Origin of the sequence: Aeoliella fuhlenseeensis (assembly GCF_052161615.1) — a bacterium.
Lineage (GTDB): Bacteria > Planctomycetota > Planctomycetia > Pirellulales > Lacipirellulaceae > Aeoliella.
This window is the reverse complement of record NZ_CP197417.1, coordinates 4,553,885-4,566,985: the sequence shown is the minus strand read 5'-3', so window position 1 is coordinate 4,566,985 and position 13,101 is coordinate 4,553,885. Positions and strand designations below refer to the sequence as shown.

At 62.3% G+C, this 13,101-nt stretch carries 12 protein-coding genes and 1 tRNA gene; 4 read left to right on the top strand and 9 right to left on the bottom strand.

Annotation, left to right across the window (positions count from 1 at the left end; translation table 11 throughout):
• Positions 1-215: 215 nt before the first annotated feature.
• Positions 216-1,097 carry a ribonuclease H-like domain-containing protein gene (locus SH292x_RS17845; RefSeq protein WP_442482374.1) on the bottom strand — a complete coding sequence of 294 codons (882 nt, stop codon included), beginning with the start codon at positions 1,095-1,097 and terminating at the stop codon, positions 216-218.
• A 99-nt stretch (positions 1,098-1,196) separates the two neighbouring features.
• Here SH292x_RS17845 and SH292x_RS17840 point away from each other — a divergent pair, with 99 nt between their 5' ends.
• The gene (locus SH292x_RS17840; RefSeq protein ID WP_442482373.1) at positions 1,197-1,853 is read left to right on the top strand and encodes a YcxB family protein; all 657 of its coding nucleotides are present in this window, start codon (positions 1,197-1,199) and stop codon (positions 1,851-1,853) included.
• Here SH292x_RS17840 and SH292x_RS17835 read toward each other — a convergent pair.
• Positions 1,843-2,301, bottom strand: a complete 459-nt coding sequence (locus tag SH292x_RS17835) for a hypothetical protein (RefSeq protein WP_442482372.1) — start codon at positions 2,299-2,301, stop codon at positions 1,843-1,845. The genes SH292x_RS17840 and SH292x_RS17835 overlap by 11 nt on opposite strands.
• A gap of 58 nt (positions 2,302-2,359) precedes the next feature.
• Positions 2,360-4,786, bottom strand: a complete 2,427-nt coding sequence (locus SH292x_RS17830) for a DEAD/DEAH box helicase (protein WP_442482371.1) — start codon at positions 4,784-4,786, stop codon at positions 2,360-2,362.
• Between the two features lie 175 nt (positions 4,787-4,961).
• Here SH292x_RS17830 and SH292x_RS17825 point away from each other — a divergent pair, with 175 nt between their 5' ends.
• Together SH292x_RS17825 and SH292x_RS17820 are read left to right on the top strand one after the other, a co-directional pair.
• Positions 4,962-5,360: a GlsB/YeaQ/YmgE family stress response membrane protein gene (locus tag SH292x_RS17825; protein ID WP_442482370.1), complete on the top strand. Its 399-nt coding sequence runs from the start codon at positions 4,962-4,964 to the stop codon at positions 5,358-5,360.
• Positions 5,361-5,548: 188 nt separating this feature from the next.
• Complete coding sequence (locus SH292x_RS17820) at positions 5,549-6,139, top strand: hypothetical protein (RefSeq protein ID WP_442482369.1); 591 nt, start codon at positions 5,549-5,551, stop codon at positions 6,137-6,139.
• 20 nt (positions 6,140-6,159) lie between these two features.
• Here the strand turns inward: SH292x_RS17820 and SH292x_RS17815 are convergent, their stop codons facing one another.
• Both SH292x_RS17815 and SH292x_RS17810 read right to left on the bottom strand, forming a co-directional pair.
• Entirely contained in the window at positions 6,160-6,894 is a 735-nt protein-coding gene (locus SH292x_RS17815) for an FKBP-type peptidyl-prolyl cis-trans isomerase (RefSeq protein WP_442482368.1), read from the bottom strand.
• Positions 6,895-7,034: 140 nt separating this feature from the next.
• Positions 7,035-7,634, bottom strand: coding sequence for a peroxiredoxin (locus SH292x_RS17810; RefSeq protein WP_442482367.1), 600 nt, complete (start codon positions 7,632-7,634; stop codon positions 7,035-7,037).
• A gap of 289 nt (positions 7,635-7,923) precedes the next feature.
• Between SH292x_RS17810 and ffh the strand changes: the two genes are divergently transcribed.
• Positions 7,924-9,387 carry a signal recognition particle protein gene (gene ffh / locus SH292x_RS17805; protein ID WP_442482366.1) on the top strand — a complete coding sequence of 488 codons (1,464 nt, stop codon included), beginning with the start codon at positions 7,924-7,926 and terminating at the stop codon, positions 9,385-9,387.
• Positions 9,388-9,407: 20 nt separating this feature from the next.
• Here ffh and SH292x_RS17800 read toward each other — a convergent pair whose 3' ends face one another.
• The 4 genes from SH292x_RS17800 to SH292x_RS17785 all read right to left on the bottom strand — a co-directional run bounded on the left by SH292x_RS17800 (position 9,408) and on the right by SH292x_RS17785 (position 12,892).
• Entirely contained in the window at positions 9,408-10,763 is a 1,356-nt protein-coding gene (locus SH292x_RS17800) for a sulfatase family protein (RefSeq protein WP_442482365.1), read from the bottom strand.
• An 88-nt stretch (positions 10,764-10,851) separates the two neighbouring features.
• On the bottom strand, positions 10,852-11,841 hold the full coding sequence (locus tag SH292x_RS17795) for a 3'(2'),5'-bisphosphate nucleotidase (RefSeq protein WP_442482364.1): 990 nt from the start codon (positions 11,839-11,841) through the stop codon (positions 10,852-10,854).
• Positions 11,842-11,952: 111 nt separating this feature from the next.
• Positions 11,953-12,023 (bottom strand) — tRNA-Gln (locus SH292x_RS17790).
• A 188-nt stretch (positions 12,024-12,211) separates the two neighbouring features.
• Complete coding sequence (locus SH292x_RS17785; protein WP_442482363.1) at positions 12,212-12,892, bottom strand: redox-sensing transcriptional repressor Rex; 681 nt, start codon at positions 12,890-12,892, stop codon at positions 12,212-12,214.
• Positions 12,893-13,101: the final 209 nt, after the last annotated feature.

The window sequence follows — 13,101 nt, the reverse complement described above, 5'->3', positions numbered from 1 at the left end:
TCGTTCGCGGGTGATGTGTGAGAGGATGGGGAGTGGGATGCGCGAACGAAGTGGGGGAGAGGGGACGAAGAGGACGTAGCATGGCCGCCCTCGGCTGTGTTTCGCCGTGCCAACCAGGATCCACACGGCCGGGGCGGCCATGCTACAGGTGTGGATGAGATGGCAACGCGTGAAGCGCCGGGTCGGCGCGGAGCTTGACCCGGCCTACTACGCGCTCAGCCTGCCAGGCGCATGGCGATGTCTAGTAGGGTCACCAAGTCCACGGCGTTGTGGTAGAGGACTTGTTCCATTTCGCGCGGGGTGCCGGTTTGGACGTAGTGGTCGTAGGCGCCGGGGATCAGGTGGCCGGCGATGTCGCCGGTGCGAGTGCGGCGGCAGATCATGCGTTCGATGGTTTGCAATTTGCAATCGGGGAGCGTTCCTCGCCACCGTCGTCGCGCGTGGTGCAACACGTCGTAGTGCGAGAGCGTCGGAAGGGGCGCCGTGCGGTGGAGCAAGTGGCGGTGCCAGCGGTCGGTGACCATCGGCCAGTCGAAGCTCTTGCCGTTGAAGGTGACGAGCGTCTGGGCGGTGGCGAGGCGCGTGCCGAGCGAGTGGAGCACGGCGGCTTCCTCGGCGTAGTTGCGAGCGAACAGCAGCTCGACCACCGGGGCCTCGTCCGCATAGCGCACAAGGCCAACAAGGAACAATGCCGAGCCGCTGAGTCCGCACGTCTCGAGATCGAGTCCGACGAACTGCGTGGGGAAGGCACGGACGAAGTGCTGGCGAACGTCGAGTTCGTCGTCTGTGCTTTCTCTTCCGACCAAGCACGCTACGAGCTCGGCGTAACGGGCGTGGAGCAGGTCGGAGGCGGCGGGCCAGATTTCGGCGACGGGGAGCGTGATGGTGAGGTGCTCGCCACGGTCGGTGGTGGTGACGACGCCCCGATCGAGCAGGCCGGCGAGCTTGGCGGGACGCGGCCGCGGTTCGATCGTTGCCTTCATGGACGCGGGCGTGGCGGCCTTGGCGCGCGGCACGCCATTTGCGCGTGGAAAGGTGGGGGCGGGGAGTTCGCCGCGGTTGAGGGCTTCGAGTCGGCGGTAGAGGGATTCGTCCATGGGGGAGATTATTCTACCGCGAGCGAGTCGGCGAGGAAAACGGCTTTCGGGCGAGTGCACCGCGAGGTTAAGCTATCGCAACGCCAACCCGGAGAATGGATGAGTACCGACAATCCCTATGCCTCGCCCAGCGGCGAACGTACCGCCCCGATTATCGCGCCGCATCTGGAGCCGCCGCAGTCGGTGAGTTTTCAACCTTCGTTGCAGGACCAGATGGAGGTGTTCGACCACATCGCGCGTGTGCATGAAACCTGGCGTCAGTATTTTCGTCACCGCCAGAAAACGACCTTCGCTGTGGCAGCCGGCGCGGCTGGCGTGAGCATAGTTATTGCTATTGCAGATACCGTCTGGAATCCTTTCTGCGGTGTTGCTGCTCTTGGAGCCGTCGCGATTGGCATCGCTGCACTTTGGCTTCCAGCCCACCTCATGCGGAGACATCGTGAAAAGTATCGAGTGCAACTAGCACCTTTGAGCGACACCTATCTGAGCTTTGTACTCACAACGGCTCTCTTGCCCGAGGGATTTCAAGCGTCCGATGAGCGAGGCCACAGTTTTCGCAAATGGAAGTTTGTGCCCAAGGTCGAAAAAATCGAAGGTTTATTACTGGTCTACTTTGAAGACGCCAGCCCCTATGCCATCCCCGAACGTGCGTTCTTTAATGAGGCAGCGTTCGAAGGCTACGCCGCGCTCGCCAAGCGACTATGGTCGGCAGCACACATCGAACCGGTGGGGGAGAGCGGCGAGCTCAACGTTTGAACGCCTCGATCTCGCGGGCGTGGCGTTCGCGCGAGGCGATCCAATCTTCCACCCGGCCTTGCGTGGGAAAGAGCATCAGGATGAACACGACCATCAGGCCGGCGAAGGCGAGGGAAACCGGAAAGCCTTCGAGGATGTAGCTGGTGAGGTTGAAGAAGGCGGCTCCCTCGTAGACCGCGGCGCCGATGATGAACGCGGTCATGTACGTGCTGACGGTGGGGGGAGCGTGAGCAGTGAGAATGCGAGGAGCTAGCACGCCGACGAATGCTGCGATGGTTGCGACGGCGATGGCGATGTAGGAAATGAGGGGCTGCTCGCCTCCTTCGGGTGGCTCGGGCTTCAGGACCAGAACAACGATGACGCCCAACGTCACGATGCTCATGACCATCGCTAGGGCGATGATTTGCATGACGCGGACTTGTTGGGGGAGTTGCGGGGTGGGGGGCATGGGGTGTGTTTGTTGGGGTGACGGTTTGCTTAGGGTTTTCGTACCCTCTCCCAGACCCTCACCCGGGTCGGGGAGAGGGTACTACGTCGGCGACTAATTCTCGTGTGCTTGGTTCGCGGTTGAGGAGGAGTTCGAGTAGTCGCTGGGTCGCTTGTTTATTGGGGATGGGGTGGCCGCGGGTCAGGTCGGGATCGCTGTGGATGGCGGGGCGGAGGTTGGGGAGGCCGACGCAGCTAGGGCAGCCGTCGTCGCAGGGGCAGTCGGCGACCATCTCGAGGCAGATTTCGAGCAGCTTCGCCATGTGCTCGAAACCCTTCTGGCAATAGCCCAGTCCGCCGGGGTAGCGGTCGTAGAGGATCATTGTCGAGCGGCCGAGGTTCTTGGCGTCGACGACGCCGCCGAGGTCGCGACTGTCGCACATCGCCACGAATGGCAGGGCGACGACCGCTAGGTTTCGCATGCCGCAGACGCCCTCGCTGCTGCGAAGCCCTTCGGCCTTGAGCTGCTTGCGAACTTCGTCGGTGGGGGCGAGCCAGACGCCGGTCGTGGCGAGGTTCTGTGCCGGGATGTCGACGGGGCCGAGGCCGATGTTCTCGCGGGTGTCGAACTTGATCTTCTTGAACGCCACGGTCTGCCACGAGACATCGACTTCGCCATACCCAAGCTCGGCGGTGGGGAGGGCGGTGCTGGTGTCGCGAGTCTTGGTGATGAGGACATTGCTTTCGAGCACCGCCTGCGTGTAGTAGTCGGTCTCGCGGCGCTCGACGTAGGCGACTTTGCCATTGAGGTCGAGCTCGCGCACCAGGTAGGTCTCACCCGCGTGCAGGTAAACGGCCTCGGGGTAGACAAGCTCGGGGGCGCTGATCGAGTCGACGTTCGCGATCACTTCGTGCGAGTCGTCGACCAGCGGCGGCGAGCCGGAGGTGTAGAGGTCGCGCGAGATGCGCGTGTGTTTGAGCAGCACGATGCTGAAGGTGTTGTCGCTCATGTGGCGAAGGCTGACACCGACGGTGGGGTTCTGCCCGCCGGGGCAGAAGTAGGCGTCGTCGACTTTGGTGAGCTGGCGTTCGTCGGCCAGTACGCCGGCGATTGGTTCGGCGAGCGGGCCGAAGAGTTCGAGGTCCGCAGCGTCGAGCGGCAGTTCGAACGCGGCGGCCTTCAGGTGCTTGGCGAGCACGTAGGGATTGTTAGGGTCGACCACCGCGTGCTCGGGCGACTGGGCGAAGAAGTACTCGGGGTGGCGGAGCAGGTACTGATCGACCGGTTCGTTGCCCGCGAGCATCACGGCGAGGCTTTCGTCCGCACGGCGACCGCTACGGCCGGCTTGCTGCCACGAGCTGGCGATGGTGCCGGGATAGCCAACGAGGATCGCCACGTCGAGCGAGCCAATGTCGATGCCGAGCTCCAGGGCGTTTGTGGTCGCCACGCCGCGGAGCTTGCCCGCGAACAGGTCTTGCTCCATCTGGCGGCGTTCGTTGGGCAGGTAGCCACCGCGATACGCGCGGACGCTGTCGGCGAGCGGCGAATGGCGCTCGGCCAGGGTTTGGCGGGCGTAGCGATGCACGAGCTCCGCGGCTTGACGTGTTCGCGTGAACGCGAGGGCTTGCCCGCCAGCTTCCATCGCTTCGGTGAGCCAGGTCACGGCGTCGTCGTTCGCGCTGCGGCGGGCGAGGGAATCGCTGCCGAGCGGGCTGGGGTTCCAGAGCGCGAAGAACTTGCGACCGCGCGGCGAGCCATCTTGGTCGACCACTTGGACATCGCGACCGAGCAGGCTGGAGACGAGCTCGCCGGGATTCGCGATCGTCGCGCTGGTGGCGAGGTAGATGGGGTTCGAGCCGTAGTGGCGACAGACGCGTTCGAGCCGCCGCAGTACCGCCGACACGTGGGCGCCGAGGATGCCGCGGTAGGTGTGCACTTCGTCGATGACGATGTAGCGAAGGTCGGCGAACAGCGTGGCCCACTTGGGGTGGTAGGGGAGGATGCCGGCGTGCAGCATGTCGGGGTTGGTGAGGACGAGGTTGGCCTCGTTGCGAATGCGTCGTCGCTGAGCGGTGGGGGTGTCCCCATCGTACACGCCGGGGCGGATGAGGCGTTGCATCTCCGCGTCACCTTCGACGAGCGCTAGCATGCCCTTGAGTTGGTCCTGTGCCAGTGCCTTGGTGGGGAAGAAGTAGAGCGCGCGGGCACCGGGCTCGTTCACCACGGTTTCGAGGATCGGCAGGTTATAGCACAGCGTCTTACCACTCGCCGTACCGGTGACGACGACGGTGTCGCGGCCCGCGCGGGCCGATTCGAGCGCTTCGACTTGGTGCGTGTAGAGCTGCTCGATGCCACGTGACTTTAGAAGCCGGGTGACAGCGGGGGGCAGGGGAGTGGCGGGCGCGGCAAACTGGGCGGGTCGCTCGGCGAGCTCTTCGATGTGCTCAAGCTGGTTGTTGTAGTCGGGCCGCGAAGTGATGCGATTGAGTAGTTTAGCAACGTCCATGACGATTCCCTTCCACAGCTAAGCCCTCCCTTGACTGCACAGGCGTTTACTTTAACGCGTGCCGCGGGGTGCTGGCAAGCTCTACTAGGCTGGAAGAACCGTATTGCGGTGGATCCAGCTGGGCTTGTACAAGTGTCCGGCTCAAATCCCCCAAACCACCGTGGTAGGCCAATCGATGTCCGAATTGCAGCTTTCCCCCGAAGTTCAGCAGCTTTTCAACGACATCCTCGTTTGGATTGGCTTCGGCACCGTGGTGGGTCTCGTCGCCCGCGGACTGATGCCAGGCCGGGATCCTGCGGGAGCGATCACCACGCTGGTGCTTGGCATTGCCGGATCGGTGATTGGCTGCGGTTGCGTGGGGTTCTTCATCGAGGCCGGACGGCTGAAGCCTACGAGTCCCCTCGGCATGGTGGTGGCGGTGGTGGGGGCGTTCGTCCTGTTAGGGTTCTACCGGCTATACGGCGACCTGCTGCCCTGGAAGCTCCCCGATCCGCACGCCCGGGCCACGGGGGCCAGCAACTCGACGTACGAGGCGTACCGCAAGCGCTACGGGTCGGCGAACTACGAAGACTGAGCCTGCGTAGGAATAGTACCCCCGCGGCGGAGTTGTGCCGACTAGCGCGTTCGCAACGCGCTACTGGGTAGGAAGTTGCGCGGGCAAGTCTCGAAACTGCTTGATTTGCCGCGTCACTCCGATCTTACTAAAATGGAGTGAAACACCTCGCCCCGCCTGCTTACCCCGACCTTCGGAGGTACCTTCGCATGAAACTTTCGCCCCTCGCCTTACTTGTCGCTTTCACGCTATCGAGTTCTTGCTTTGCTCAGGTGCAAAACCTCGGCTTCGGAAATCGAAGCGAAGCAAGCCGCCAGGCCAATGCCATTAAGGCAAGCGTGTCTGCATCGACTCAGGCAAGCCAGCTGATCGCGCAAGACAAAGGGGTGAACAACGGGTATGGGGTCGGTTTGTTCCAAGGTAGCGGAACTCCATCTGCGATGCCCCGCCGAGCGCAAGCCGCGAACTTTGGAGCCCCAGTTGGAGCTCCGGCTTCGAAGCCCTTCTCAGGCATTACCAACTCGCCGACGGTCAGCCCCTACATGAACTTGTTCAACGACTCGATTACGGGCGACAACGACTTCAACTATCAAACCCTGGTTCGACCACAGCTTCAGCAGCAGCAGTTCAATCAGCAGGTGCAGCGGCAAGCCGCGCAGCTCAACCAGCGGATGTCGGCCCTATCGGCCCGCAACGACTACAACGTCACCGGTAACCAAGAGGTGATGCCCACAGGGCATTCGGCCACGTTCCGTTACCACTCTCGCTTCTACCCGGCATTGGGTGGCGGTCGACGCTAGTCGACGCGTCGTGTCCTCATTTACTGTTGCGGGCGAGCTTGCGGCTCGGCGATCTGCAGCAGCTCGATGTCGAACAGTAGCGCCTCGTTGGGGCCGATGCGTTCTTGTCCCCCTTCGCCGTAGGCGAGTTCCGAGGGGATGAAGAGCTGCCACTTGTCGCCGACCTTCATCATCTTGAGGGCCTCGGTCCAGCCGTCGATCACGCCCCGCACCGGGAACTGAGCAGGCTGGCCGCGACGGTACGAGCTGTCAAACTCTTGGCCGTTAATGAACGTTCCCTTGTAGTGGCACACCACGACGTCTGAGTCGGTGGGCGTTGCGCCAGTGCCTTGCTTGATGACCTTGTACTGCAGGCCGCTCGGGGTGACTTTCACGCCTTCCTTCTTCGCGTTGGCAGCTAGATAGTCGTCGCCGGCCTTTTTGTTGTTCGCGGCGACCTGCTGCTGGATCTTCATGGCGAACATCTGCATCGCCTGGCTCAGCTGCTGCTCAGTCCATTGCGGCGGGCGGTTTCCTTGCACCTCGTTGATGCCGGTCTGCATCGCCCGAGCATCAAGCGTTACGCCACCCATCTTGCAATCCTCGGCAATCGAGCGACCCAGGGCGTAACTGACCATCTGGTTGAACTCTTCGGGGCTCAACTGCGGCGGCTGGGCCGGCTGGCCACCGGGAGCACCGGCGGGGAGCGTGTCTTGGGCACGAGTGGCCGCGGGGACGACGAGCAACAGCAATGCGATGGCAAGCAAACGACGCATGATCGACCTCCAGGTCGGGCGGGGTATGGGTAAAGGCCATGGCGTGCGACGGGGTCTGCGACGCCATGGCCTTGAACGAACTCATCATCCCTCTCCCAGCAGCGGGGAGAGGCTAGGAGAGGGGGGCAAGGTAAGCTGAACTAGGCACCAGCGCCGTAGGTCGAGTTGAAGAACTCCTTGCTACCTTCGGGATCGGCCTTCATGCTCTTCGAGCCGGCTTTCCAGTTTGCGGGGCACACTTCGCCATTCGCCTCGTGGAACTGCAGGGCATCGACCACGCGGATCGCTTCGTCCACGTTGCGGCCCAGCGGCAGGTCGTTGATCAGCTCGTGACGGACGATGCCGTCCTTGTCGATCAAGAACAAGCCACGCAGCGCGACGCCACCTGGCAGCAGCACGCCGTACGAATCGCTGATGCTCTTGTTGAGGTCGGCGACCAGCGGGTACTGAATTGCGCCAATGCCGCCTTGGTTGCGGGGGGTGTTCCGCCAAGCGAAGTGCGAGTAGTGGCTGTCGACGCTTGCGCCGAGCACCTGCACGTCACGCTTTTCGAATTCGGCGATCGCGTCGCTGAACGCGATGATCTCGGTCGGACAGACGAACGTGAAGTCGAGCGGGTAGAAGAACAGCAGCACGTACTTGCCGCGGTAGTCCGACAACTTGATTTGCTTAAACGACCCGTCCGGCATCACGGCCTGCGCGGTGAAGTCGGGGGCCTCGGTTTGAACCAGGTGCGCCATGGCAATATCTCGCTTAGAAACACGAATAGGTGGGAAAGTTTTCGGGGGAAGCTATTCTACGCCTCCGCCGGACCCCCCTCAAGACTCGGTTTCCCGGGGCGAATGGCTGCGAGAAGCTTCAGTAGCCGACGACCTACGTGTCGTCGGAGCTGCATCTTTGAATGAACTACCCCATCTTTCCACCGCTCGCCCCTCACTCCCCTGTCCGCTAGAATACGGGTTTTCGCGTCTGTTATCCGGTCTGTCGACCGACGCCACTACGCCTCCAACCTCCGCCCCGTCAGCCGCCATGTTCGAATCGCTTCAGGATGGACTCTCCAGTGCCCTCAAATCGCTCAGCGGGCAGGGCAAGTTGACCGAGGCGAACATGCGCGAGGGGCTCAAGCTCGTCGAGCGGTCGCTGCTCGAGGCCGACGTCAGCTTCGATGTCGCTCGCCACTTCATGAAGAACGTCACCGAGAAGGCGGTCGGCGAGAAGGTTTTGAAGGCCCTCAAGCCGCAGCAGATGGTGGTGGGCATCGTCTACGAGGAACTCCAAGCCCTGATGGGGCCTGTCGATCACTCGATGCACCTCAAGGGCAAGGGCGAAGTTACCGTCCTCATGATGTGCGGTCTGCAAGGTGCCGGCAAGACGACCACCTGCGGCAAGCTCGGCAAGTTGCTGAAAGACGGCCAGCGTAAACCGCTGCTCGTGGCGGCCGACCTTCAGCGCCCCGCGGCCATCGATCAGCTGCACGTGCTCGGCGATCAGCTCGGTATCCCGGTCTACAGCGATCGCCAGGAGAAGGACCCCGTCAAGGTTTGTAACGCGGCGGTTGCGCAGGCGAAGAAGCTCGGCGCGGACGTCGTGATCCTCGACACCGCCGGCCGACTGCACATCGACGAAGAATTGATGGGGCAGCTCGAGCGAATCGACAAGCAGGTGAACCCGCAGCAGATCTACCTGGTGGTCGACGCCATGACCGGCCAGGACGCCGTGAACAGCGCCAAGGTGTTCAACGATGCCCTGGAAATCGACGGCGTGATCATGACCAAGCTCGACGGCGATGCCCGCGGTGGTGCGGCGCTATCCGTCAAGCACGTGACCGGTGTACCCATCAAGTTCATGGGCACCGGCGAAAAGCTCGATGCCCTTGAGCCGTTCCACCCAGACCGCATGGCCCAGCGCATCCTGGGGCAGGGCGACATCCTCACGCTGTTCGAAACCGCGCAGAAGGAATTCGACCAGGAGCAGATGCTCGCCCAGGAAGAGAAGCTGAAGCGGGGCGAGTTCACGCTCGACGACTTCCGCAAACAAATGGCGATGATCGCCAAGCCGGGACTGATGCAGAAGATGCTCGGCATGATGCCCGGCATGGGGCAAATGCGCGACGCGATGAATCAGTTCGACGAAGGCGAAATGAAAGGCCTGTTCGGCATCATCGACTCGATGACCGCCGCCGAGAAGTCGAACACCAAACTAATCGACCAAAGCCGTCGCCGCCGCATCGCCGCGGGTGCGGGCTGCGAACCCCATCAAGTCGGCGAGCTCATCAAGCAGTACGAAGCGATGGCCGGCGTGATGACCGCCATGGCCGGCAAAGGAATCCGCGAGCGAATGAAAATGATGGGCGACCTCCAAAGCGGCCTCGCCCAAGGCGGCACCCTCGGCAAGCAGAAGCAAAACACCGGCAAGCGGCTTTCGACTTCGGATAAGAAGAATGCCCGGAAAGCTCGCGAGGCGGCGCTGAGGAAGCGGAAGCGGAAGGGGTAGAGCTGGGCCCATGCGGCCGGCTACGGCACATTCTCTTCACGTTGCACGGAATGCCACGCTTCGATCTTGCGATTCAGTTCTTCCACAATTTGAGGATGGCTCTCGGCTAAGTCTCTTTGTTCGAGGGGATCGCTTTCCAGATCATAGAGCTGTAGTTCAGTCGTGTCCCACGAGTGGAGATTGCGATACGAAGACGTATCCGCGCCGTGATATCGTCGAAGAAGTTTCCAGTGTCCTTGGATGCACCATTGGTACTGCAGAGTGTCATCCGTATTCGCCACTGTTATGTTGTGCGTTGAGTGGCAGGCACCAAAGAGATTATTGCGACTAGCGGTCGCCTGAGGATCGAGCAAGTCCACACCGGGTAGGGTTTCCGGTGGCGTCAAACCAGCAGCCTTGATAACGGTGGGATATACATCAATGGCGTGAGCCAATTCTTCGCAGAGGCCAGCGGAATGATGCTTCGGCCATGAAACCAAAATCGGTGTGCGAATTCCATTCTCGTAAGGCGAGCCTTTGGACCGAATAGCGAATGCGTGGTCCCAGTCTTGTTGGTGAGGATGTTCGGCTCCCGCACTGCGAGCGGCCCAGCCATTGTCGCACAAGTAGAGCACGATCGTGTTGTCGCGGACTTGGTGCCGCTCGAGCATCGCTATTAGTTCGCCACAAGTCTCGTCGAACCATTCGCAGGTGGCGTAGTAGCGAGCAACGTCCTCAGCGCGTCCCGGCCTGGTGTACTTTTCAACGAGTCGCTGAGGAGGATTGTGCGGCGTGTGTGGCAGCAGCGGGGCGTACCACAGGAAGAACGGTTTGTCTTGGAAGGTGGCTAATCGAAGGAAGTCGTCGATTGGTTGCATTGTCTCGCGGCCAATTGTGAGCCCTTCGTCGCCGTGCCGACCGCCCCGTGCGGCGTTGCCGTGGGTCATACCGTGGGTGAAGCCGCCATCCCGGAAAGAGCCTTCCCACCACTTGCCGACCTGCATCGCCAAGTAGCCTGCGGAGGCAAGTTGCTTCACGAAGCTGGGGTGCTGGTGAAAACTCTGTCGCAAGGCAATGTCTTCCGTGGCCCGGCGATCATCGCGGACTACGTCGTTGCCGGTTATGCCATGCACGTGCGGGTACTGCCCGGTCACCATCGAGGCGAGCGATGGCCGGCAGAGAGGTGAAGCCACGTAGCCTCGTGGGAACACCAAGCTCTCAGCCGCTAGGCGATCAAGGTTGGGCGTTGCGATGTCTGGATGCCCCATGAACCCATAGTCGGTCCAGGCTTGATCGTCGCTCAGAATGAGTACGATGTTGGGCCGTTCCGCGGCGACCGCGATGTTCGCAAGCCCGACGGCCAGCAGAAACGTTCGTAAAAAGAGTGAGCCAAGCATTCTCCAAATATACTTCGGCACGGTGCGATCGTGGGATTCGCAACGGCGGCGAATGGAGAATCTGATTCCGAAATTAGGTAAACGTTCCTTACGCCCCAATCGCCCGCAGCGCCTCAATCGCCGCCTGATGCACCTTGCCATTCGTCGCCAGGACGCCGCGGTTTTCGGTGAGCGAGGTGCCGTGCGAGAAGTCGAGGGGTTTACCGTCGAGGTCGGTGACGCGGCCGCCGGCTTCTTCGACGACGATCGAGCCAGCCGCCTGGTCCCAGATCTTCTCGCGATAGTCGGGGCGGTCGTGCGAGAGGAGTCGCACGAGCATCTCGCCACCACCGGCGGCGAGCACCGCGTACTTCGCCTGGCTGTCCATCGGAATGGGTGTGGCTTCGACACCCATCGCGCCAGAGAGTTGGCCAAGCTGTCCCGTATTGGTGTGGGCGGTTTCGACCGAGCGGAAGATCCTCGTGTCTTTCACGTCTTCGCACTCCGAGACGGTGAGCTTCCGCCACTCGCCTTCGCCCGTGAGACTGGTGACGTAAGTGCCCTGGCCCCGCACGGCGATGAGCAGCGAACCGGTGCCGCCGATGTCGGTAGCCAGCGTGGCGTTGAGTTCGGGGCAGCCCAAGACGCCGAGCTTCACTTGGCCATTCTCGATGAGCGCGAGCGCCACGGCGTACTGCTCGCCGCGCAAGAAACCCTTGGTGCCATCGACGGGGTCGAGCGTCCAGAACGTCCCTTCGGCTGCCGCGTTGCCGCGATCGATCCACTGGCAGACTTCGTCGTTGGTCACCCCTGGTACCGCGGCGGAGAGGAAGTGGCGGATCTGCGCGAGCGTCGCGCGGCCTTCGTCCGTGGCGTTCAGGTCGCCGGCGTCCTCTTCACCCACGAGTCGCGCCTCGGGCAGGGCGTCGCCGAGCCGCTTGGCGACAATCGCCTGGGCGGTGTAGTCGGCCACGGTGACGGGCGACTTGTCGCCCTTGGTCAGGGCCCCTGTAACCATCTCCTGCTGCACGCGACGGGTGAGATGAGCCGCTTCGCGAACCGCGGAAATGGCAAACTGGGCTTCGGGAGTGTCGAACATGGGAGTTTGGTGCTGAGGGCCTGGGCTCGAAAGAATCGATTGCAGAGGCAGATGCGGCAGCCAGCGGCCCGCCCTAGCCTCCAGTCCCTAAACCCCACCCCCACAAGAAAACTACCCCGCCAGGGCTCGAACCTGGAATGAGGGAATCAAAATCCCTAGTGTTACCATTACACCACGGGGTAACGTGGTCGCGAATCGGTAGTTTAACCGAGCAAGGCCTTCTATCGAAAGTGGCCCCGATTTCCCAGCCCAATTTCTCCAAGAGCTCTCTGGATTAAGCCGGGGGCGCAAGTCCCCGGAGTTTTTCTCAGGGCCCGCTCCGGGGACTAACGCCCCCGGCTCGAAACTAGTCGCATGCCTCATACGCAGTTTAGGGCTCTGGTCTGCGGTTGGCGACCGAAAAACAGAGCTGTTCGAGCTCGGTCGCCAGGTCTACACCTACGTGGCTCACGCGGTCGGGAAGGTTCAGGGTGACGGGGGCAAAGTTCAAAATTCCTGACACTCCGGCGGCCACCAGCCGATCCGCGGCGTGCTGGGCGGCCGTGGCGGGGACGGCCACCAGGCCGAGCTCGATCTGCTGGTCGCGGACCATTTGCGGCAAGTCGTCGAGCGGGAACACGGGGACCCCCTCGATCTTCTGACCCGTCTTGGCGAGGTCGACGTCGAACGCGGCGACGATGCGGAATCCCTGCGAGCCAAAGCCTTTGTAGCCCAAGAGCGCTCGGCCCAAGTTACCCACCCCAATCATCGCGACCCGCCATTCGCGGTCGGTCCCCAGGATCTTGCGGATGGCGGCGACCAGTTCGTCGCAGCGGTACCCCACGCCGGGCTGGCCAAAGTGGCCAAAGTAGGCCAAATCGCGGCGAACTTGGGCATCGCGAAAGCCGAGTTGCTGGCCAAGCTGGCCCGAGCTGGTGGTGGCGTGGCCCGCGGCGATCAAGTGATGGAGCTCGCGCAAGTAGAGACTCAGCCGGCTGACGACGGCTTTGGGGACCACCTTTGGGGTGTCCTTGGAAGTGGCGGAGTCGGGCTTATGGCGGCCGCTACTCATGGGGCAGGATTCGGACTCGGGGGATCGGGGGCGGCGCACCTGATAGCTGTTAAAGGTTGGCCCACAGAACGGTCCAGCGTCAAGACGTATTGGCACGGCCGGAGGAAAACAGGCGCTTTTGCTAGCACCAACCGGACGCTCGGCACGGGGAGGAATGACGCTACGCCAGGTGCAATCGTTACCACCGACCTGCCCAATTTGCCATGGTG

Coding starts and splice junctions, on each gene's coding strand:
- SH292x_RS17845 (WP_442482374.1), bottom strand. CDS start 1,097: ATGGACGAATCCCTCTACCGCCGACTCGAAGCCCTCAACCGCGGCGAA.
- SH292x_RS17840 (WP_442482373.1), top strand. CDS start 1,197: ATGAGTACCGACAATCCCTATGCCTCGCCCAGCGGCGAACGTACCGCC.
- SH292x_RS17835 (WP_442482372.1), bottom strand. CDS start 2,301: ATGCCCCCCACCCCGCAACTCCCCCAACAAGTCCGCGTCATGCAAATC.
- SH292x_RS17830 (WP_442482371.1), bottom strand. CDS start 4,786: ATGGACGTTGCTAAACTACTCAATCGCATCACTTCGCGGCCCGACTAC.
- SH292x_RS17825 (WP_442482370.1), top strand. CDS start 4,962: ATGTCCGAATTGCAGCTTTCCCCCGAAGTTCAGCAGCTTTTCAACGAC.
- SH292x_RS17820 (WP_442482369.1), top strand. CDS start 5,549: ATGAAACTTTCGCCCCTCGCCTTACTTGTCGCTTTCACGCTATCGAGT.
- SH292x_RS17815 (WP_442482368.1), bottom strand. CDS start 6,894: ATGCGTCGTTTGCTTGCCATCGCATTGCTGTTGCTCGTCGTCCCCGCG.
- SH292x_RS17810 (WP_442482367.1), bottom strand. CDS start 7,634: ATGGCGCACCTGGTTCAAACCGAGGCCCCCGACTTCACCGCGCAGGCC.
- ffh (WP_442482366.1), top strand. CDS start 7,924: ATGTTCGAATCGCTTCAGGATGGACTCTCCAGTGCCCTCAAATCGCTC.
- SH292x_RS17800 (WP_442482365.1), bottom strand. CDS start 10,763: ATGCTTGGCTCACTCTTTTTACGAACGTTTCTGCTGGCCGTCGGGCTT.
- SH292x_RS17795 (WP_442482364.1), bottom strand. CDS start 11,841: ATGTTCGACACTCCCGAAGCCCAGTTTGCCATTTCCGCGGTTCGCGAA.
- SH292x_RS17785 (WP_442482363.1), bottom strand. CDS start 12,892: ATGAGTAGCGGCCGCCATAAGCCCGACTCCGCCACTTCCAAGGACACC.